Source organism: Sphingomonas sp. BLCC-B65, assembly GCF_028550675.1.
Taxonomy (GTDB): domain Bacteria; phylum Actinomycetota; class Actinomycetes; order Actinomycetales; family Microbacteriaceae; genus Microbacterium.
The window spans coordinates 2,499,751-2,518,183 of the sequence record NZ_JAQQGL010000001.1 but is presented as its reverse complement, the minus strand read 5'-3'; the positions used below and the strand labels follow the sequence as shown (position 1 = coordinate 2,518,183).

The following is an 18,433-nucleotide window of genomic DNA, read 5'->3' as shown; positions in this document are numbered from 1 at the left end:
CCGCCAGTCTACGCGGGGCACATCTGTGGCCGGGCTGAGAGCGGAACCGCTCCGGGGGCTCCGTGTCAGGCCGGGTCGCTGTCGGCCGACGCACCGCGCAGCTGGCGCACGCGGTTCACGGTGAACCAGACGAGGGCCGTCGCCGCGACCGCGATCACCGCGTACTGCAGCACACCCGCGTACTCCTCGACGATGTGCCACTGATCGCCCAGCAGATAGCCGGAGAGGACGAAGACGGCGTTCCAGATGAACGATCCCGCCAAGGTCAGCAGGCCGAAGCGCCACAGCGGCATGCGCGTGACGCCCGCAGGGATCGAGATGAGGCTCCGGAAGATCGGCAGCATGCGCCCGAAGAAGACGGCCTTGCCCCCGTGCCGCTGGAACCAGGCGACGGTGCGGTCGACGTCCTCGACCTTGAGCAGCGGCATCCGTCGCACGAGCGCGCGGAGGCGATCGATGCCGAGCCACGCGCCCAGAGCGTAGAGCGCGAAGGCGCCCGCGACCGAGCCGGCGGTGGTCCACGCCAGCGCCTCGAACAGCGAGAACGAGCCGCGGGCGGCGGCCAGGCCCGCCATCGGCAGGATGACCTCGCTGGGCAGCGGCGGGAACAGGTTCTCGAGCGCGATCGCCAGCCCTGCGCCCGGCGCGCCGATGAGGTTCATGAGGCCGACGACGGCATCGACGAGCGCGGTGAGCCAGGAGCCGTCGGATGCCATCGCCATAGCTCGACGGTAGCGAGCGGTGATGCCCGTTGCCTGGACGGATGCCGGGTGCGGCGCTCCACGTAGACTGGTGCCTCGTGAGTGAACGCACCCTCCTCAGCCAGCTGCAGTCCCGCGAAGACGGCACCGTCTCGGTGTCCGGATGGGTCGAGACCGTCCGTGATCAGAAGAAGGTGCAGTTCGTCATCCTCCGCGACGAGACCGGCGCCGTCCAGCTCGTCAACCCGGCGACGCGCCCCGACCCCGACGGCGCCGAGCAGGATGCCGCGGCGCTCGCCCTCACGGCGCTCATCTCGGAGCTGTCCACCGGCACCTTCCTCACCGTCACCGGCGAGCTCAAGCACGACGAGCGCGTCAAACTCGGCGGCGTCGAGATCAAGATCGCCAGCCTGGACATCGCCGCCGCGGCCCTGCCCGAGACGCCGATCGCCGCCGACAGCGGCCTCGACAAGCGCATGGACTGGCGTTTCATCGACCTGCGCCAGCGTCGCAACAACCTCGTCTTCCGCATCCAGACGACGCTCGAGCACGCGATGCGCTCGTACTGGATCGAGCGCGACTACGTCGAGATCCACTCCCCCAAGCTCATGTCCACGCCGGCCGAGGGCAACGCCGAGCTGTTCGCGCTCGAGTACTTCGGCGACCAGACGGCCTACCTCGCGCAGAGCCCGCAGCACTTCAAGCAGATGGCGCAGGCCGCCGGCTTCGGCAAGGTGTTCGAGATCGGCGACGTCTTCCGCGCCGACCCCAGCTTCACCAGCCGCCACGCGACCGAGTTCACCTCGATCGACGCCGAGATCAGCTGGATCGACTCGTACGAAGATGTCGCGGCGATGCAGGAGGAGCTCCTTGCCGCTGCTTTCCAGGCCGTCAAGGACAAGCACGGCGACGAGATCGCCGAGCTGTTCGGCATCGACGTCGTCGTGCCGACGCTCCCCTTCCCGCGCATCCCGCTGGCCGAAGCCCGCGAGATCGTGAAGGCCCGCGGCTACGACATCCCCCGCACCGATGGCGACCTCGACCCCGAGGGCGAGCGCCAGATCTCGGCGCATGTGCGGGAGACCTTCGGGCACCAGTTCGTGTTCATCACCGACTACCACCCCGAGATCCGGCCGTTCTACCACATGCGCAACCCCGAGACCGGACTGACCAACAGCTACGACCTGCTGTTCCAGGGCACCGAGATCACGACCGGCGCGCAGCGCGAGCACCGCATCGACGTGCTGGAGGCGCAGGCGCTCGAGAAGGGCCTGTCGCTGGAAGGACTCGAGCACTACCTCGACTTCTTCCGCTACGGCATCCCGCCCCACGGCGGCTTCGGCATGGGTCTCGCGCGCGTGCTGATGCTCATGCTCGGCCAGGACTCCATCCGCGAGGTCACCTTCCTCTTCCGCGGGCCGACGCGCCTGGCTCCCTGACCGGGAGTCCGAGCCGGAGTTGCTTCGTACCCGGGGGCCGCGCCTAGCCTGGATGCTCCCCCGCCGAAGGAGACCTCCATGTGGGACAACTGGCTCGAACTCGCCATCGCGGTGGCCATCGCGGTGGTCGCGGCGTTGCTGCTCACCGTCGCGACCACGCTGATCGTTCGCCTCATGGCGCGGCGCGCCGACTGGCCGACGCGCCTCATCCGTCACGGGCGGCGACCGTTCCGCGTGCTCATCCTGGTGTTCGCAGTGTGGATCGCGGTCGCGGTGGTCGTTCCGGGAGACGCCCCGTGGATGCCGCTGCTCAGCCAGCTGTTCACGATCGCCGCGATCCTCGCCAGCGCCTGGCTGCTCGCCGGACTGGTCGCCTTCGCCGGCGACCTGGCGCTGGGCCGCTACCGCATCGACGTCCCGAACAACCGGGTCGCCCGCCGGATCAGAACCCAGGTGCTCATCCTTCGCCGGCTGGCGATCGCGTTGATCGTCATCATCGCGATCGGTGCGATGCTCCTCACCTTCCCCGCCGTCCGCACCGTCGGGGCGAGCCTGCTCGCCTCGGCCGGCATCGCGTCCGTCGTCGCGGGCCTGGCCGCGCAGTCGGTGCTGGCCAACATCTTCGCCGGCGTGCAGCTCGTCTTCAGCGACGCCCTGCGCGTGGACGACGTCGTCGTGGTGGAGGGCGAGTGGGGTCGGATCGGGGAGATCACGCTCAGCTACGTCGTCGTCGACATCTGGGACGACCGCCGCCTCGTCCTGCCCTGCACGTACTTCACCACCAAGCCATTCCAGAACTGGACGCGCACCGGCAGCGAACTGCTCGGCTCGGTCGAGCTCGACCTCGACTGGCGCGTATCGCCGGGGCGCATGCGCGAGGAACTCGCGCGGGTTCTCGAGCAGACCCCGCTGTGGGACCGGCGCGCGTCTGTTCTGCAGGTCACCGACGCCACGAACGGATTCATTCGCGTGCGCGTTCTCGTCACGGCGGTCGACGCGCCGACGCTGTTCGACCTGCGCTGCTACGTGCGCGAGCACCTCGTCGACTGGGTGCACCGTGAGACGCCAGGGGCTCTCCCCGTGCAGCGCGTGCTGATCGAGGATGCCGAGACGCCGCCTGCCGCGCCGGCCTCTCGCGACGCGGCCGCCGACACGGGATCGACCGGGCTGTTCACCGGATCTCCCGAGGCGGAGGAGCGCGCTCGCGCGTTCACGCAGGCGATCCCCATCGTCTCCGGCACCGGCGACGATTCCGAGCGCCCTGGGTGACGATCGTCGACAGCGCGCCGCGGGTGTCGCATGCCGCGCGACGGATGCGGCAGGGCGTAGCCTGACCGAGTGCCTCACGCGGATGACATGACGACTTCCCCCATCCGACCCGCCACCGACGCCACCGAGAAGGTGCGCGCCGCACGCGATCACCTGTTCGCGCATCGCGACGACTACGACGGCGCTGTATCGGGCTTCGCCTGGCCGGAGCTGTCCGCGTTCAACTTCGCGCTGGAGTGGTTCGACGTGGTCGCCGGCGAGCACCCCGACCGCGCCGCCGTCACGATCGTCGACGCCGACCTCGCGGCGCGGTCGTGGAGCTACGGCGAGCTCTCGCGCCGCTCGGATGCCGTCGCCGTCTGGCTGGGCCAGCAGGGACTGCAGCGCGGCGACCGCGTCATCGTGATGCTCGGCAACACGATCGAGCTCTGGGAGGTCATGCTCGGCCTCACCAAGCTCGGCGCCGTCGCCATCCCCACCACCACCCTCCTCTCGCCCGACGATCTCGCCTACCGCATCGCGCACAGCGGCGCCCGCGCGGTCATCGCCCCGGCCGAGACGGCGAGCGCGGTGGATGCCGCGACCACCGGCATCCTGCGCATCGCCGTCGGCGCCGACGCGCCGGAGGGCTGGCTCTCGTTCGACGAGTCGCACGAGGTCACGGCGACGTTCGTCCCGTCGGGACCCACACCAGCCGACGACCTCAATCTGCTGTACTTCACCTCGGGCACCACGTCGGCGACGCCCAAGCTCGTGCGCCACACCCACGTCTCCTACCCGGTGGGCCATCTCTCGACCCTCTGGTGGCTGGGCCTGCGCCCCGGAGACGTCCACATGAACATCTCTTCTCCCGGCTGGGGCAAGCACGCGTGGAGCAACTTCTTTGCTCCTTTCCTCGCCCAGGCGACGGTGTTCGTCTACACGTACGACCGCTTCGACGCCGCGACCCTCATGCACGTGATGGACACCCACGACGTCACCACGTTCTGCGCCCCGCCGACGGTCTGGCGCATGCTGATCCAGGCCGACCTCAGCCTGCTCACGAAGCCGCCGCGCGAGCTGCTGGGGGCGGGAGAGCCACTGAACCCCGAGGTGATCTCGCGCGTGCGCGCGGCCTGGGGCCCGACGATCCGCGACGGATACGGCCAGACCGAGATGACCTGCGCGATCGGGAACTCCCCGGGCCAGGTGGTGAAGGACGGTTCGATGGGGCGCCCTCTGCCCGGCTACCCCGTCGTGCTCGTCGACCCGGAGACGGGCGAGCGCGGCGTGGAGGAGGGGGAGATCTGCCTCGACGTGTCCACGCCGATCCTGGGCCTGATGGACGGCTACCACGACGCACCGGAGCGCACCGCCCGGGCCCTGCACGACGGGCTCTACCACACGGGCGACATCGCGTCCCGCGACCAGGACGGCTATCTCTCGTACGTCGGGCGCAGCGACGATGTGTTCAAGGCCTCCGACTACAAGATCTCGCCGTTCGAGCTCGAGTCGGTGCTGCTCGAGCACCCGGCGGTGGCAGAGGCCGCCGTGGTGCCGAGTCCCGACCCGCTCCGCCTCGCGGTGCCGAAGGCCTTCGTGCGACTGAGTGCGGCGGCCGCCGCGGACCCGCGCGCGGCGGCGGGCGAGATCTTCGCGCACGCCCGCGCCCGCCTCTCCGCCTACCAGCGCGTGCGCCGTCTCGAGTTCGTGGAGGAGCTTCCGAAGACGATCTCGGGAAAGATCCGCCGCGTCGAGCTGCGTGCGGCGGAAGCCGCAACGCGCGAACGGCCTGCGGGCGAGTTCAGCGACCGCGACTTCCGCTGAGGCGACGGCTCAGATCTCGACGGCTCAGATCTCGATGTCGACCGCGACCCGATCGGCACGGATCGTGCCGATGTAAGCCGCGACCTCCTCGTGGGCGGGGTGCACCTGGTAGGCGTCCAGGCCCGCGACGTCCTCGAAGTCGGCGACGAGCACGAGGTCCCAGTTCTGATCGGGGAAGAGGACGTTCGCCCCGGCGCTCATCGCGCGTAGCGTCGGAACGACGCCGACGAGGGCGTTGAGCCGGCGAGCCGCTTCCGCGGCGTGCGCGGCGCGGTCGGCGGGATCGGCGGCGGCCATGCGGAAGGCGACCACGTGGCGAAGGGTCATCGGAGGGTGTCCTCTCGGTCAGGGGTCGACAGCGCAGCCCGAAGGCGCTCCGGCGACAGACGCCAATGGGCGTGCAGGCGATCGTCGATGAGCACGACGGGGATCTTCTCCCACCACTGCGCGTAGAGGGCGGGATCGTCCAGGATCGACAACTCCCGGACGTCGACGGCATCCTCGGGCAGGTCGGCGACCACGGTCTCGACGATCTCCCGTGCGACGTCGCACAGGTGGCAATCCGGTTTGGAGATGATCGTGAGGGTGGTCACGCAGTCCATTCTGCCGGAGAACACGAAGCGCCCGTCCCGGATCGGTGATCTCGGGGACAGGCGCTCGGTGTCGTTTGCAGCGTGCCGCGACGAATTACTTCTTGTTGCGGCGCTGGTGGCGAGTCTTGCGAAGCAGCTTGCGGTGCTTCTTCTTCGCCATGCGCTTGCGGCGCTTCTTGATGACAGAACCCACGGAAAACCTCACTATGTCAGGGGTCTGGACGCGGGTGGCCGCGTCCGGGAACGGGCATCTCGAAAAATGCCCTCGGATTAGTCTAGCCGACGTCGGCGATAGGACGTTGCACGGCCTCGGTGACGGCCGTCTCGGGCACGCGGTAGCTGCGACCGAACCGTACGGCGGGGAGCTCGCCGGCGTGCACCAGACGGTACACGGTCATCTTCGACACGCGCATGATCTCGGCCACTTCCGCGACCGTCAGAAAACGCACGTCAGAAAGGTCCGGCATCCCATTCCCCCACCGATACCCGATGCGGTGCCTCCGCATTGCTGTGAACCAACATTAGGGTCTCTGTGCGCCGCGTGTAAACCCGTGTGATCGGTGTGACTCGTGTGCTCAGCGACCGGGGAAGCGCTTGAACGCGGTGTCCCACGCGTGCTTCGCGGATGCCGCCGCGCGCCCGACCAGATCGGCGGCCGCCACCGCGGGCTCGGGAAGCGTCGATGCTCCTGCCGGAGCGGGAACGAGATCTTCGTCCAGGAAGGGGACGAGCCAGTCATCGACCGCGTCCAGCGGCGCCGGCGACAGGCTGTAGTAGCGGTGCTGACCCTCTTCGCGCACCGTCACCAGCTCTGCCTCGCGAAGCACCTTGAGGTGCTTGGAGACCGTGGGCTGGCTGACGCCCAGCTCGGTGACGATGTGGGACACGCTCGTGCCGTGCTCGCCCGCCGATGCGCGCTCGCGCAGAAGCTGCAGAATGTCCCGACGGGTACCGTCGGCGATCACGTCGAAGATGTCCGCCATGACGATAGGTTAGCCCGCGTCGCGGCCCGGAGTACCATGTCAACGGTTCTTCGTCAGAGAGGGGCGGACCATGACGGGCGACACCGCGGGTGCCCGTGCATGGCGCTCTCTGCGCAGCTCACTCGACGTGACCCGCGATCGCCTGCGCGACGCGACCACGGCCTCGCCGTCGCGGTTCGCGGTGGGCATCTTCCTCGCGCTGATCCTGCTGTTCACCGCGCTGTTCTCGCTGCCCGCGGCATCCGCCGACGGTCGGGTCACGCCGTTCGCCGACGCCCTCTTCACCGCGGTGTCGACGATCTGCGTGACGGGACTGTCGACCGTGAACATGGGGACGCACTGGAGTGCGTTCGGTCACCTGATCGTCTACATCGGCGTGAACGTGGGCGCGATGGGCGTGCTGACCCTGGCATCCATTCTCGGCCTGGTCATCTCCAAGCGCCTGGGGCTGCGCGCGAAGCTGATCGCCGCGGGCGACACGAATCCGCTGCGCGCCCACGGCGGACCGGTGAACGAAGGTCAGGCGGTGCGCCTGGGCGAGGTCGGCCAGCTTCTGGCCACCGTGGCGCTGTCGACGCTCGTGATCGAGGCCGGGCTCGCCGTGCTGCTGTACCCGTCGCTGCTCGCGAGCGGTGTCGACCCGTGGAGCGCACTGTGGGAGGCGCCGTATTACGCGGCGATGTCGTTCACCAACACCGGGTTCGCTCCGAATGCCGAGGGCATCGCCCCGTTCGCGCACAACTACCTGTTCCTCACACTCCTGATGGCGGGAGTGTTCCTGGGCTCCATCGGCTTCCCCGTGATCTTCGCGCTGTGGCGCCACCATTTCCATGTCCGTCGCTGGTCGCTGCACGCCAAGCTCACCCTCATCACCACGGTCATCCTCTTCTTCGCCGGCGCCGCGGTCTTCCTGCTGCTCGAGTACGACAACCCGAAGACGTTCGGCGGGATGGATGCCTGGGACACGACCTTCCAGGCGTTCTTCCTGTCCGCGATGACGCGCTCGGGGGGCTTCTCCATCATCGACATCGGGCAGCTGCACGGATCGTCTCTCGTCGTTGGCTCGATGCTCATGTTCATCGGCGGCGGCTCGGCATCCACCGCCGGCGGCATCAAGGTGACCACCCTCGCCGTCCTCGCCCTCGCCGTCTGGTCCGAGGCCAAGGGCCGGCCCAGCGTGCAGGCGTTCGGCCGCCGCATTCCCAGCGACGTGCAGCGCGTCGCCCTCTCGGTCGTGGCCTGGGGCTCGACCATCGTCGCGGTGTCGACCATCACGATCGCGCAGATCACCAGATACCCCGTGGAGTACGTGCTCTTCGACGTCGTCTCGGGCTTCGCGACCGTCGGACTGTCCACCGGGATCACGCAGGACCTGCCCGATCTCGCCGTCTACGTCATGGCGGCGACGATGTTCATGGGCCGTGTGGGTACCGTCACTCTCGCCGCGGCCGTCGCCGCGACGAGCCGATCGCAGCACTACTCGCTGCCCGTCGAAAGGCCGATCGTTGGTTGAGCAGATCCGGAGCGATGCTCCCGTCCTGGTGATCGGCCTCGGCCGTTTCGGAGCCGCGTGCGCCGGCGAACTCGACCGCCTCGACCGCGAGGTGCTCGCGATCGACGACAACCTCGAGCTCGTGCAGAAGTGGTCCGAGCGCGTCACCCACACGGTGCAGGCGGACGCGCGCAACATCGAAGCACTCAAGCAGATCGGCGCCCAGGACTTCCAGGTGGCCGTCGTCGCGGTCGGCTCGTCGATCGAGGCTTCGGTGCTCATCACGGCGAACCTGGTCGACCTGAAGGTGCCGCAGATCTGGGCGAAAGCCGTCTCGCAGAGCCACGGCAAGATCCTCGCCCGCGTCGGCGCGAATCACGTCATCTACCCCGAGCGCGAGGCGGGTGAGCGCGTCGCGCACCTGGTCAGCGGCCGGATGCTCGACTTCATCCGCTTCGACGACGACTTCGTGCTCGCCAAGATGTATCCGCCGAAGTTCATCCGCGGCATCGGTCTGAACGAATCGGGCGTTCGCACCAAATACAGCGTCACCGTGGTCGGTGTGAAGAGCCCGGGCAAGCCGTTCCGCTACGCGGAGGCCGACACCGTCGTCACCAACCATGACCTCATCATCGTGTCGGGCACCAACAGCGACATCGAGCGTTTCGCCTCGCTCGACCGCTGACCTCGGCATCCGCGCCCGCCCGCCGCGCCCGTCCGCGACGCCCGCCCGCGAGAAACCATCTGCGGTGCGAGAAACCCTGCCGCGCGTGGTTTCTCGACGCGCCGGTGGTTTCTCGCCGCCGCACGGGGGCTCCTCCCCAGGCGGTTCGCGGCGTGGCCGCCGCGGGGAGGGTGGGGATGTGGGCGCGCGGGCGCGGGCGCCGGGGCATGATCTGCGGATGCCGCACCTGCCGACGCACCGTGCCACCACCCGGTCACCGCTTCCGCTCGTCACCGCCGCCGAGGCCCGCGTGCTGCGGCTGGCGGTGAGCGGACCCGGCTTCGCGCGGGTGCGCCGCGGCGTGTACGTGGAAGCTGCCGCGGCGGCGCGGCTGGCGCCGTGGCAGCGGTACGCGCTGCGGGTGCACGCGTTCGCGCTCGCCCACCCGGACGCCGTGCTGTGCCTGGAGTCTGCCGCGGTGCTGCTCGGCCTGCCGCTGTTCGGCGAGACGCGCGATATCCACGTGTTCGATCCCGACCGCACGGCGTCCCGACGGTTCGGCGACGTGTGCGTGCACACCAGCACCGACGCGCGGGAGATCGTGCGCGTCGACGGCATCCTGTGCACCTCGCCGGCGGATGCCGTCGTCGATCTTGCCCGCGTGCTTCCGCCCGCGCAGGCGCTCGCCGTCGTGGATGCCGCGATCTCGCCCCGACAGGGCGGCATGCTCGTCGTCGACGATCTCCGGGAACGGGCCGCGTCGCAGGTCTCCCGTCGGGGCGTCGCTCGACTCGCGTGGGTCTGGGCACACGCGGATACGCGCGCCGAATCGCCCGGCGAAAGCGTCAGCCGCGCCGTCATCCGCTGGTGCGGCTTCGAAGACCCGGTGCTGCAGGCCGAGTTCCGCTACGAGGGGGTGACGGACCGCACGGATTTCCTGTTCCCGACCAGCCGCACGGTCGGCGAGAGCGACGGCTGGGGCAAGTACGGGATCGGCGACAACGACGCGCTCGAGGGAGCCGCGCTGCGCTTTCGTGACGAGAAGCGCCGCGAGGACCGTCTGCGCCGCGCGGGGCATCCGGTCGCGCGCTGGGAAATGGCGGATGCGGTGCGGGTCGAACCGTTGGCCACCGCCCTGCAGCGCGCGTACGTGCGGCTCGTCCGCCCGCGCGACCGCGCTGGACTGGCGAGCCTGCGCCACACGCCCCGCGCGCTCCCCCACCGAGCGCGGTGAGAAACCACAAGGGAGACGACACACACCTGCGGTGGTGGTTTCTCGTGCCGAAGGTGGTTTCTCGCGGGCGTGACGCGGCGCGTGGGGCGGGGGCGGGGTCAGGCGCCGGCGGCCATCTCCTTGGCGCGTGCGAGCGCGGCGTCGGTGGCCTCGGCGAACACACCGTCCAGACGCGCGCCCTGCAGCACCGCGATCGCACGCTCCGTGGTGCCCTTCGGGCTGGTGACGCGTCGGCGCAGCTCGGCGGGATCTTCGCCCGAGGCGTCGAGCAGCGCCGCCGCGCCGATGAACGTCTGCTCGGCCATCAGGCGCGCGTCGGCGTCGGAGAAGCCCTTGCCGCGCGCGGCTTCGGTGAGCTCCTCGACCAGCAGGAAGAAGTAGGCCGGACCCGATCCCGAGATCGTCGACAGGGCATCGATCTGCGATTCCGGAACCTCGATGACCGCGCCGCACGTCTCGAACAGGCGACGCACGAGTGCGAGCTCGTCCGCGGATGCCGTGGGGCCCGCCGACAGGCCGGTCACGGCTTTGCCGACCACCGCCGGGGTGTTCGGCATCGACCGGATCACCGACACCTCCTCACCGACGATGGACGCGAACGTCGCGATCGTCACACCGGCGGCGAGGCTCACGACGATCGCCCCCGGTCGCAGCACGGGCGCGATCTCGCGCAGCAGGTCGGGGACCATGACGGGCTTCACGCCGATGAGCACGACGTCGGCGGATGCCGCGGCACTCGTGTTCGCGTCGCCATCGGTCTCGAGCGAGAGGCTCGTGACGCCGTCGAGTCCCGCCAGCGCATCCGCGCGCGCAGCCGTGCGGTTGGTCACCGTGATCGCGGGGGCCTCACCCGAGCGGACGAGGCCCTGCAGGATCGCGCCTCCCATCGAGCCGGCACCGAGGATCGCGATCGAAGGGAGGGGGGAAGCCATGCTGACATCCTCGCAGAGGAAACAGCAGCCTGCAGAGAAAGCACTGCCCGACGAGGCCGGAAGAACTCCGCCGCGGTCAGAACGCGGTCAGGTCGGTCGTCGGCAGAATGATCTCCATCGAGGGAGCGCGACCCTTCTCGATGTGGCTGAAGGCCAGACTCTCGGCGAGACGGGCGTTGCCGTCAGCGATGGCGGCCAGCAGCTCGTCATGCTCGTGGGACTGCTCACGCGCGTCGCGGTCCACGCCCGTGAGGTAGAACAGCCACACGAGACGTCCGCTCACCACGCGCGTGAGCGAGGTGAGAAGGGTGCTGTCGGCCATCTCCACGATGCCCGCATGGAAGGCGGCGTGGGCCTCGGCGATCGTCAGGCGGTCTCCGCTGGTGACGGCATCGTGCGCCGCGTCGAGTGCGCGCTCGAGCGCCGCGACGGACGCGCCCCGACCTGCGTTCTGGGCGGCGAGGCGGGCGGCCAACGACTCGAGACTCAGCCGCACGTCGAACAGCTCGTCGATCGCGCGGCGATCCCACCCCACGACCCGGGCGCTGCGCCGCGGGGACGTCGCGAGGAAGCCGTCGACGCCCAGCTGCAGGATGGCGGCGCGGATGGGGATGCGCGACATCTCCAGCTCGTCGGCCAGGCGTCCCTCGGTGATCGCCGCGCCGTCGGCGTAACGACCGAGGATGATCGCCGTCCGGATGCGCCGGTAGGCGGTTGCGGCCAGGGAATCGTCGGCCGACTCCTCCACGTCGGTCATACGGTCCCCTTCATGCTCGGATGGCGACCATTGTGCCAGCGCCCACCGCGCTCGCGCGCGCGCAGAGGACGTGCGCCGCGTAGAGGTCTTGGATGCCGATACCCACCGAGTTGAAGATCGTGAGCCCACCCGGGGCGGCGCCGGGCTCCGCGGCGACCACGTCGCCGAGGGGGATGAGCTGCTCCGGGACGAGGGCTCCCGCCGCGCACGCGTCGCGAACGTTGCCCGACTCGGCGAGCGCGACAGCCGGATCGTCGACGACGACGGCGCGGGCGGCGGCGAAGACGTCGGCGTGCACTTCGCTGAACATGGGCCGCGGCGGGGAGCCGACGGCGTTCACGTGGACATCCGATCCGAGAAGCGCCCGCGAGAGGAACGGCTCCTGCGCCGGCGTCAGGGTGCAGACGACGTCGGCTCCCTCGAGAGCCGACTCCGTCGTCACGGCGACCAGAGCCGGGATCCCCTCGGCGCGCAGCTGCTGAACGCATGCCTCCGCGCGCGCCGCGCTGCGCGACCAGACCCGGATCTGCGCGAGATCCCGCACCCGCACGAGCGCCCGGGCGTGTTCGGCGGCGAGCGGTCCGGCGCCGATGAGCGTGGCCACCTGCGCGTCCGTGCGGGCGAGGACGTCGGTGGCCAGCGCCGTCACGGCCGCCGTGCGCAGGCGCGTCAGCGCACGCCCGTCGATCATGGCGACGCACTCCGCCGTGGCCGCGTCGAACACCGCCACGGTCGATCGCTGGGCGGGCAGCCCGACCGCGCGGTTGCGTGGGGCATCGGCGAGCACCTTGACCGCGAACAGGCCGAGCTCCTCCGACAGGGCGCTCATCGGCACGACGGTCGGAGCGTCGGGACCGGCCGCCCCGACGAACGGCAGCGGGTGAGGGCGGGGCTGCACGGCGCGATGAGCGTGCAGCGCTCTGTGAGCGGCCGCCATCGCACGCCGCATCTCGTCGGCATCCGCGAGAACTTCGACGTCGGCGGAGGTCAGGGTGAGTGTGGTCATCGGATCTCCTTTTGGTATCCCAAATCTAGATCTCCACGTCGCGGCCACAACACCACCACATGCGGGTGCCGCGAGGCTCGTTCTGCGTGACACCAAGGAGTCCCGCATAATTCCGCGACAAAATGCACCCACGCATCGGCCGATCGCGCTCAGAAAGTTCACTGCGTGGAAATCGCGCGACACATCGTCGTAACAGAGATGCCCGATTCTGTATCCCAGATTCGCAAACCGGAAGGAGACGAGCATGGCGCGACTGGTCGCACGACGACTGCTCCAGGCGCTGGCGACGATCTTCGCCGTCGTCACCATCGCCTTCGCGCTGGGGCGTCTGAGTGGCAGTCCCGCCGCCCTCCTGCTCGGCGACAACGCATCCCGCGCACAGATCGATGCACTCAACGCGAGCCTGGGTTTCGATCAGCCGCTGTGGAAGCAGTACCTCGACTACCTCGTGGGAATCGTGACCCGCGGGGACTTCGGCGACTCCTACCGTCAGCGCGGCGTGTCGTCGATGGAACTGGTGCTCGAGAGGGTCCCAGCCTCGCTGCAACTGGGCGCCGTCGGTCTCGTCGCCGGTGTGCTGGTCGCCGTCGTCGCCGCCGTAGCTGTGCACCTCACGCGCAGTACCGGCCTGCGTACGGTGTTGCTCACGGTCGGCTCGGCCCGACAGGCCGTCCCCGACTTCTTCTTCGGGTTGCTCCTCGTCCTGGTGTTCTCCGTGGCGCTGGGGCTGCTGCCGTCGCTGGGCAATCGCGATCCCCTCGCGATCATCATGCCGGCGGCCACCATCGCGACGGCGCAGTTCGTCGTGTACCTGAGACTGCTCGACAACGCGCTGGCGGAGCAGTCCCGCCTGGACTACGCGCGCACCGCGTACGCCCGCGGCGAGAGCCGATTCCGGGTCGTCGTCGCCGAGCTGCTTCCCAACGCCGTCCTGCCCGTGATGACCATCGCCGGCATCAGTCTCGGCTCGTTCCTCGGCGGCCTCGTGATCGTCGAGAACGTCTTCGCCTGGCCGGGTCTCGGACAGCTCATGCTCAGCGCCGTGTACGCCCGCGACTTCCCGGTCGTCCAGTCGGGCCTCATCGTCGTCGCGGCCCTCTTCATCCTCTCCAATGCGCTCGTCGATGTGATGAGCGCACTCGTCGACCCGAGAGTGAGGCACCTCGCATGAGCACGCCCTCCCCCACGATCACGACGACGGACACGCTGCCGCCGGCTCCCGCTGCCGACACCGCCGCACGCATCGCGTGGCCGCGGCTGCGCGCCACGGAGTGGGTCGGCGTCGGCATCCTCGTCGTCGTCGCGGCGTTCATCCTGATCGTCCCGCTGCTGCCCGGCAGCGATCCGTACGGCCAAGACCTGTCCGCGTCGTTCATCCGCCCGTTCACCGACCCGGCCCACCTGCTCGGCACCGACATGCTGGGCCGCGACCTGGCGAGCAGGCTCGCCGTCGGCGGTCAGGTGTCCCTGGGCATCGTCCTGTTCGTGGTCGCGATCAACGCCTTCATCGGGATGGTGACCGGCATGATCGCCGGGTATGCGGGCGGACGCCTGGACAACCTCCTCATGGGGTGGGCCGACGTGCAGTTGGCAATGCCGATCATCCTCGTGCTGATCGCTCTGTCCGCGGCACTCGGACCCAACGTGTGGCTCATGATCCTCACGCTTGCGGCCACCTACTGGGTGGGTTATGCACGCGTCGCCCGCAGCACGGCGATGTCGCTGAAGGGACGGGACTTCGTCATCGCCCCGCGCATCCAGGGAGCGAGCCCGCAATGGATCGTGTCCACGCACATCGCCCCGCACGTCGGCGTGCAGGTGCTCATCCTCGCCTCGGCCGACATCGGCGGCGTCCTGCTGCTGACATCCTCATTCGACTACCTCGGACTGGGCGTCCAGGCGCCCACGCCGTCGTGGGGGCTGCTCATCAGCGAGGGGCAGAAGTACGTGCGCGAAGCGCCGTACCTCGCCCTCATCCCCGGTATCGCGATCTTCCTCGTCGTGATCGGAACCAACCTCCTCAGCCAGCGATTCACCGCCGAGCGCGAGCTGTCCGCGCTCCGTCGTCGGAAGAAGGCCCGCGCATGACCCCGGACACGCACCCCCCGACACCCGCCATCCTGCTGAAGGTCGAGGATCTCGTCGTCGGAACCCGCGACGATCAGGGCCGCGAGATCCGCCTGGTCGACGGCGTGTCTTTCGAGATCGCCGAGGGCGAGGTGCTGTGCATCGTGGGCGAGTCGGGCTCGGGCAAGAGCATCACCATGGCGGCCGTGCTGGGCCTGCTGCCTCCCGGCGTCGACGTGCTGTCCGGCCGGGTCGAGTACCGCGGCGAGGACCTCCTGGCCGCCAGCGAGAAGAGGCTGCGCGAACTGCGCGGCCGTCGCCTGGCGATGGTCTTCCAGGATCCGATGACCGCGCTCAACCCCGTCGCTCGCGTCGGCGCTCAGATCGCGCGCGCCGTGCGACTCCACGGCGACGGCGTCACCCGCGCCCAGGCCGATCGGCGCGCGGCCGAACTCCTCGCCGCGGTCGGGGTGCCGGATGCCGCGGCGCGCGCCCGCGCGTATCCCCACCAGTGGTCGGGGGGTATGCGCCAGCGCGCCGTGATCGCCGCGGCCATCGCGCACGACCCGGACCTGCTCGTGGCGGATGAGCCGACCACCGCGCTCGATGTGACGATCCAGGCACAGATCATGGATCTGCTGGCGCAGGCGCGTCGTCGCACCGGCGCCGCGATGGCGCTGATCACGCACGATCTCGGACTCGTGGCGCAGACCGCCGATCGCATCGTCATCATGTACTCGGGCCGCATCGTCGAGTCGGGCACGGTCTGGGACCTCTTCGACGCGCCTCGCCATCCCTACACGGCCGGCCTGTTGGCGAGCCTGCTGACCACCGAGAGCTCCTCGGGGCGCGCCTACGCGATTCCGGGTTCGCCTCCGCAGCCGGCCGCCCGACCGGCGGGGTGCCCGTTCGCCCCGCGATGCGAGCTGCCCGCGAAGTCGGCGCGATGCCGGACCGACCTGCCGCCGCTGCGCGTCGTGTCGCCGGCGCACGACAGCGCGTGCCATCACGCCGAATCCGTGTCCCGCTTCGCCCAGGAGGTCGCCGGATGAGCCCCGCAGAACCCGTCCTGCAGATCGACGACCTGCACGTGCGATTCACCCGACGCACCGGGTGGCGCCGCCGCCATGTCGTCGATGCCGTGGACGGCGTCTCCCTCACCCTGCATCGCGGCGAGACGCTGGGCCTGGTCGGCGAGTCCGGATGCGGCAAGTCGACGCTCGTGCGCACGGTGTTCGGGCTGAACACCCCGGCATCCGGCGAGATCCGCATCCTCGGCCAGCGCATCGACGACCTGCCGCCGCTGCAGCGGCGACGCCTGCGCAACCGCGTGCAGCTGGTGTTCCAAGACCCCTACTCGTCGCTCGATCCGCGCCTCAGCGTCCACGACATCGTCGCCGAGCCGCTCACGATCGTCGGGCGCTACTCCAAAGACCGTGTCGTCGAGTTGCTGGAGAGCGTCGGCATCGGGTCGGAGAGCCTGCGCCGCACCCCCGCACAGTTCTCGGGGGGCCAGCGGCAGCGCATCGGCATTGCCCGCGCGCTCGCTCTCGAGCCGGAGGTGCTCGTCCTCGACGAGCCCGTCTCGGCACTGGACGTGTCGGTCCAGGCGCAGGTGATCAACCTCCTGCAGGACCTGCAGCGCGAACGTCAGCTCTCCTACCTCTTCATCGCACACGACCTGTCCGTCGTCCGCCATCTCTCCGACCGCGTCGCCGTCATGCGCGCCGGTCGCATCGTCGAGATCGGCGCCCGCGACGAGATCTTCGAACGGCCCCAGCACGCGTACACGCGGACGCTCCTGGCCGCGATCCCGATCCCCGACCCGCACCTGCGGGCGGATGCACCACCCGCACCAGCACCTGCCCTCACCCGAACGAACAGAGGAACGCCATGACCCACCGCACATCCCGCGTCCGTCGCGCGCTCGCCGCCGCGGCCGCGCTCACCGGCGCCGCGCTCGTCCTGTCTGCCTGCGCCGGCGGCTCGGCGTCGACCGCCGAGACCCACAACCTGACGATCGGCGTCGTCGCGGAGCCGGAGAAGTCGCCCGACCCGATCATCGACGGGTCGCTGGCGGGCTACAACATCTACTACAACCTGTTCGACCAGCTGACGGTGCTCGATGCCGACGGCAAGATCCAGCCGTCGCTGGCCACGTCGTGGACGCCGAACGCGGACTTCACTCAGTGGACGTTCACGCTCCGCGACGACGTGAAGTTCCAGGACGGCGAGCCGTTGAAGGCGTCGGACGTGGTCTTCACGTACGAGACCGTGCTGCACACGCCCGACTCGGACAACCTCGGCTACATGGGCATGCTGCAGTCGGTGTCGGCGCCCGATGACCACACGGTCGTCTTCGACCTCAACTCGTCGTTCTCGCCCTGGCCGTCAATCACGACGGCGCAGTCGATCGTTCCCGAGAAGGTCTACACCGCGCTCGGCTCGGAGGGCTTCGCCGCCGCGCCCGTCGGCAGCGGCCCCTTCTCCTTCGTCAGCTGGAAGCGCGGCGTCGACTACGTGCTCAAGCGCAACGACGCCTACTGGGGCGGGGCGCCGAAGATCGACACGCTCACCTTCCAGACCGTCTCCGACGAGGAGGCACGCCTCAACGGCGTCATCTCCGGCAGCCTCGATGTCGCCCTGATCTCACCGAACCAGGTCTCCTCGGCCGAGGGCAGCGGCGTGGACGTGCGCTCCCGCGCCGCCAACGGCACCACCTTCCTCGGCATCAACTCGACGTCCGGCCCGTTGGCCGATGAGCGCGTGCGCCAGGCCGTCTGGCACGCGATCGACCGCGACGCCCTGGTGAAGACCGTGCTGAGCGGTCGCGCGGTGGCCAACGATCAGATCGTCGCCGCCAACGTCACCGGCTACGCGGCCGATGCGAAGGGTCCGGCCTACGACCCCGCCGCCGCGAAGGCGCTGCTCGCCGCGGCCGGCTACAACGGCGAGGCGATCCCCCTGGAGTACGCGACCAGCGGCCGCATCCCGATGAGCGCCGAGATCGCGCAGGCGATCGCGGGCTACCTGGAGGCGGTCGGCTTCACGGTGACCCTCTCCGGAATGGACCAGGCCACGCTCTCCAACCGCATCTACAGCACCGTCGACATGAAGGGGCTCTACCTCAACACGTGGGCGCCCTCGACGATGGACGGCGACATGCCCGCGACGAACCTGTTCGCCGGAGGACAGAACGACTACGCGAAGAGCCCGCAGACGGCGGCTCTCGTCGCGAAGCAACGCACCGTCGCCGGCGATGACCGGATCGGCGTCTTCCGCGACCTGGCCGAGGCCAACTTCCAGGCCGCCTACATCGTGCCGCTGTTCACGCCCGAGGCCGACTACGCGGTATCGCCGAAGGTCACCTGGACGCCGCGCGTCGACGGCGAGTACGACCTCGCCGATGTGAGCTTCGCCGGCTGATCCCGCCCGACGGGGAGGAGCGACGCACCCGCGCGCTCCTCCCCGTTCCGACCTCTCTCGAAAG

Annotated in this window: 20 protein-coding genes; 11 read left to right on the top strand and 9 right to left on the bottom strand. The window is 69.7% G+C overall.

Annotation, left to right across the window (positions count from 1 at the left end; all coding sequences use genetic code 11):
• Positions 1 to 65: 65 nt before the first annotated feature.
• Positions 66 to 722, bottom strand: a complete 657-nt coding sequence (locus tag PP359_RS11880; RefSeq protein ID WP_039416486.1) for a DedA family protein — start codon at positions 720 to 722, stop codon at positions 66 to 68.
• A 77-nt stretch (positions 723 to 799) separates the two neighbouring features.
• Between PP359_RS11880 and aspS the strand changes: the two genes are divergently transcribed.
• From aspS to PP359_RS11865, 3 genes are all read left to right on the top strand, one after another.
• Positions 800 to 2,140 (top strand): aspartate--tRNA(Asn) ligase, encoded by a 1,341-nt coding sequence (gene aspS / locus PP359_RS11875; RefSeq protein WP_499250667.1) that lies wholly within the window; start codon positions 800 to 802, stop codon positions 2,138 to 2,140.
• A 78-nt stretch (positions 2,141 to 2,218) separates the two neighbouring features.
• On the top strand, positions 2,219 to 3,409 hold the full coding sequence (locus PP359_RS11870; protein ID WP_499250666.1) for a mechanosensitive ion channel family protein: 1,191 nt from the start codon (positions 2,219 to 2,221) through the stop codon (positions 3,407 to 3,409).
• An 87-nt stretch (positions 3,410 to 3,496) separates the two neighbouring features.
• Positions 3,497 to 5,215 carry an AMP-binding protein gene (locus PP359_RS11865; protein ID WP_499250665.1) on the top strand — a complete coding sequence of 573 codons (1,719 nt, stop codon included), beginning with the start codon at positions 3,497 to 3,499 and terminating at the stop codon, positions 5,213 to 5,215.
• 24 nt (positions 5,216 to 5,239) lie between these two features.
• Here PP359_RS11865 and PP359_RS11860 read toward each other — a convergent pair whose 3' ends face one another.
• The 5 genes from PP359_RS11860 to PP359_RS11840 form a co-directional block, all read right to left on the bottom strand.
• Complete coding sequence (locus PP359_RS11860) at positions 5,240 to 5,542, bottom strand: Dabb family protein (protein ID WP_036321684.1); 303 nt, start codon at positions 5,540 to 5,542, stop codon at positions 5,240 to 5,242.
• The gene (locus tag PP359_RS11855; RefSeq protein WP_187289969.1) at positions 5,539 to 5,808 is read right to left on the bottom strand and encodes a glutaredoxin family protein; all 270 of its coding nucleotides are present in this window, start codon (positions 5,806 to 5,808) and stop codon (positions 5,539 to 5,541) included. The genes PP359_RS11860 and PP359_RS11855 overlap by 4 nt, the downstream gene beginning before the upstream one ends.
• A gap of 94 nt (positions 5,809 to 5,902) precedes the next feature.
• On the bottom strand, positions 5,903 to 6,001 hold the full coding sequence (locus PP359_RS11850) for a 30S ribosomal protein bS22 (RefSeq protein WP_003792170.1): 99 nt from the start codon (positions 5,999 to 6,001) through the stop codon (positions 5,903 to 5,905).
• Between the two features lie 82 nt (positions 6,002 to 6,083).
• Positions 6,084 to 6,275 carry a helix-turn-helix domain-containing protein gene (locus tag PP359_RS11845; RefSeq protein WP_005049784.1) on the bottom strand — a complete coding sequence of 64 codons (192 nt, stop codon included), beginning with the start codon at positions 6,273 to 6,275 and terminating at the stop codon, positions 6,084 to 6,086.
• 108 nt (positions 6,276 to 6,383) lie between these two features.
• On the bottom strand, positions 6,384 to 6,791 hold the full coding sequence (locus PP359_RS11840) for an ArsR/SmtB family transcription factor (protein ID WP_112931760.1): 408 nt from the start codon (positions 6,789 to 6,791) through the stop codon (positions 6,384 to 6,386).
• 70 nt (positions 6,792 to 6,861) lie between these two features.
• On the opposite strand from PP359_RS11840, the gene PP359_RS11835 reads away from it, so the two are divergent.
• The 3 genes from PP359_RS11835 (at position 6,862) to PP359_RS11825 (ending at position 10,181) form a co-directional block, all read left to right on the top strand.
• Positions 6,862 to 8,304: a TrkH family potassium uptake protein gene (locus PP359_RS11835; protein WP_499250664.1), complete on the top strand. Its 1,443-nt coding sequence runs from the start codon at positions 6,862 to 6,864 to the stop codon at positions 8,302 to 8,304.
• Positions 8,297 to 8,968, top strand: a complete 672-nt coding sequence (locus tag PP359_RS11830) for a potassium channel family protein (protein WP_036321973.1) — start codon at positions 8,297 to 8,299, stop codon at positions 8,966 to 8,968. Before PP359_RS11835 ends, PP359_RS11830 begins: the two co-directional genes overlap by 8 nt.
• 217 nt (positions 8,969 to 9,185) lie before the next feature.
• Entirely contained in the window at positions 9,186 to 10,181 is a 996-nt protein-coding gene (locus tag PP359_RS11825) for a type IV toxin-antitoxin system AbiEi family antitoxin (protein ID WP_135949868.1), read from the top strand.
• 98 nt (positions 10,182 to 10,279) lie between these two features.
• Here PP359_RS11825 and proC read toward each other — a convergent pair whose 3' ends face one another.
• From proC to PP359_RS11810, 3 genes are all read right to left on the bottom strand, one after another.
• Positions 10,280 to 11,113, bottom strand: coding sequence for a pyrroline-5-carboxylate reductase (proC, locus tag PP359_RS11820; protein WP_036321976.1), 834 nt, complete (start codon positions 11,111 to 11,113; stop codon positions 10,280 to 10,282).
• 76 nt (positions 11,114 to 11,189) lie between these two features.
• Entirely contained in the window at positions 11,190 to 11,870 is a 681-nt protein-coding gene (locus PP359_RS11815) for a GntR family transcriptional regulator (protein WP_112931762.1), read from the bottom strand.
• Between the two features lie 10 nt (positions 11,871 to 11,880).
• Positions 11,881 to 12,876 (bottom strand): ornithine cyclodeaminase family protein, encoded by a 996-nt coding sequence (locus tag PP359_RS11810; protein WP_499250663.1) that lies wholly within the window; start codon positions 12,874 to 12,876, stop codon positions 11,881 to 11,883.
• 244 nt (positions 12,877 to 13,120) lie between these two features.
• Here PP359_RS11810 and PP359_RS11805 point away from each other — a divergent pair, with 244 nt between their 5' ends.
• Genes PP359_RS11805 through PP359_RS11785 form a run of 5 tightly spaced genes read left to right on the top strand, consistent with a single transcriptional unit; the run spans position 13,121 to position 18,369 of the window.
• The gene (locus PP359_RS11805) at positions 13,121 to 14,047 is read left to right on the top strand and encodes an ABC transporter permease (protein ID WP_112931763.1); all 927 of its coding nucleotides are present in this window, start codon (positions 13,121 to 13,123) and stop codon (positions 14,045 to 14,047) included.
• Entirely contained in the window at positions 14,044 to 14,964 is a 921-nt protein-coding gene (locus PP359_RS11800) for an ABC transporter permease (protein WP_112931764.1), read from the top strand. Before PP359_RS11805 ends, PP359_RS11800 begins: the two co-directional genes overlap by 4 nt.
• The gene (locus PP359_RS11795) at positions 14,961 to 15,995 is read left to right on the top strand and encodes an ABC transporter ATP-binding protein (protein WP_499250662.1); all 1,035 of its coding nucleotides are present in this window, start codon (positions 14,961 to 14,963) and stop codon (positions 15,993 to 15,995) included. Before PP359_RS11800 ends, PP359_RS11795 begins: the two co-directional genes overlap by 4 nt.
• Complete coding sequence (locus tag PP359_RS11790; protein WP_294945063.1) at positions 15,992 to 16,840, top strand: ATP-binding cassette domain-containing protein; 849 nt, start codon at positions 15,992 to 15,994, stop codon at positions 16,838 to 16,840. Before PP359_RS11795 ends, PP359_RS11790 begins: the two co-directional genes overlap by 4 nt.
• Complete coding sequence (locus PP359_RS11785; protein WP_036321995.1) at positions 16,837 to 18,369, top strand: ABC transporter substrate-binding protein; 1,533 nt, start codon at positions 16,837 to 16,839, stop codon at positions 18,367 to 18,369. The genes PP359_RS11790 and PP359_RS11785 overlap by 4 nt, the downstream gene beginning before the upstream one ends.
• Positions 18,370 to 18,433 lie beyond the last annotated feature (64 nt).

Excerpts from the sequence above, each read along its gene's own strand:
- PP359_RS11880 (WP_039416486.1), bottom strand. The coding sequence starts at position 722 with ATGGCGATGGCATCCGACGGCTCCTGGCTCACCGCGCTCGTCGATGCC.
- PP359_RS11870 (WP_499250666.1), top strand. The coding sequence starts at position 2,219 with ATGTGGGACAACTGGCTCGAACTCGCCATCGCGGTGGCCATCGCGGTG.
- PP359_RS11865 (WP_499250665.1), top strand. The coding sequence starts at position 3,497 with ATGACGACTTCCCCCATCCGACCCGCCACCGACGCCACCGAGAAGGTG.
- PP359_RS11860 (WP_036321684.1), bottom strand. The coding sequence starts at position 5,542 with ATGACCCTTCGCCACGTGGTCGCCTTCCGCATGGCCGCCGCCGATCCC.
- PP359_RS11845 (WP_005049784.1), bottom strand. The coding sequence starts at position 6,275 with ATGCCGGACCTTTCTGACGTGCGTTTTCTGACGGTCGCGGAAGTGGCC.
- PP359_RS11840 (WP_112931760.1), bottom strand. The coding sequence starts at position 6,791 with ATGGCGGACATCTTCGACGTGATCGCCGACGGTACCCGTCGGGACATT.
- PP359_RS11835 (WP_499250664.1), top strand. The coding sequence starts at position 6,862 with ATGACGGGCGACACCGCGGGTGCCCGTGCATGGCGCTCTCTGCGCAGC.
- PP359_RS11825 (WP_135949868.1), top strand. The coding sequence starts at position 9,186 with ATGCCGCACCTGCCGACGCACCGTGCCACCACCCGGTCACCGCTTCCG.
- proC (WP_036321976.1), bottom strand. The coding sequence starts at position 11,113 with ATGGCTTCCCCCCTCCCTTCGATCGCGATCCTCGGTGCCGGCTCGATG.
- PP359_RS11815 (WP_112931762.1), bottom strand. The coding sequence starts at position 11,870 with ATGACCGACGTGGAGGAGTCGGCCGACGATTCCCTGGCCGCAACCGCC.
- PP359_RS11810 (WP_499250663.1), bottom strand. The coding sequence starts at position 12,876 with ATGACCACACTCACCCTGACCTCCGCCGACGTCGAAGTTCTCGCGGAT.
- PP359_RS11805 (WP_112931763.1), top strand. The coding sequence starts at position 13,121 with ATGGCGCGACTGGTCGCACGACGACTGCTCCAGGCGCTGGCGACGATC.
- PP359_RS11800 (WP_112931764.1), top strand. The coding sequence starts at position 14,044 with ATGAGCACGCCCTCCCCCACGATCACGACGACGGACACGCTGCCGCCG.
- PP359_RS11795 (WP_499250662.1), top strand. The coding sequence starts at position 14,961 with ATGACCCCGGACACGCACCCCCCGACACCCGCCATCCTGCTGAAGGTC.
- PP359_RS11790 (WP_294945063.1), top strand. The coding sequence starts at position 15,992 with ATGAGCCCCGCAGAACCCGTCCTGCAGATCGACGACCTGCACGTGCGA.
- PP359_RS11785 (WP_036321995.1), top strand. The coding sequence starts at position 16,837 with ATGACCCACCGCACATCCCGCGTCCGTCGCGCGCTCGCCGCCGCGGCC.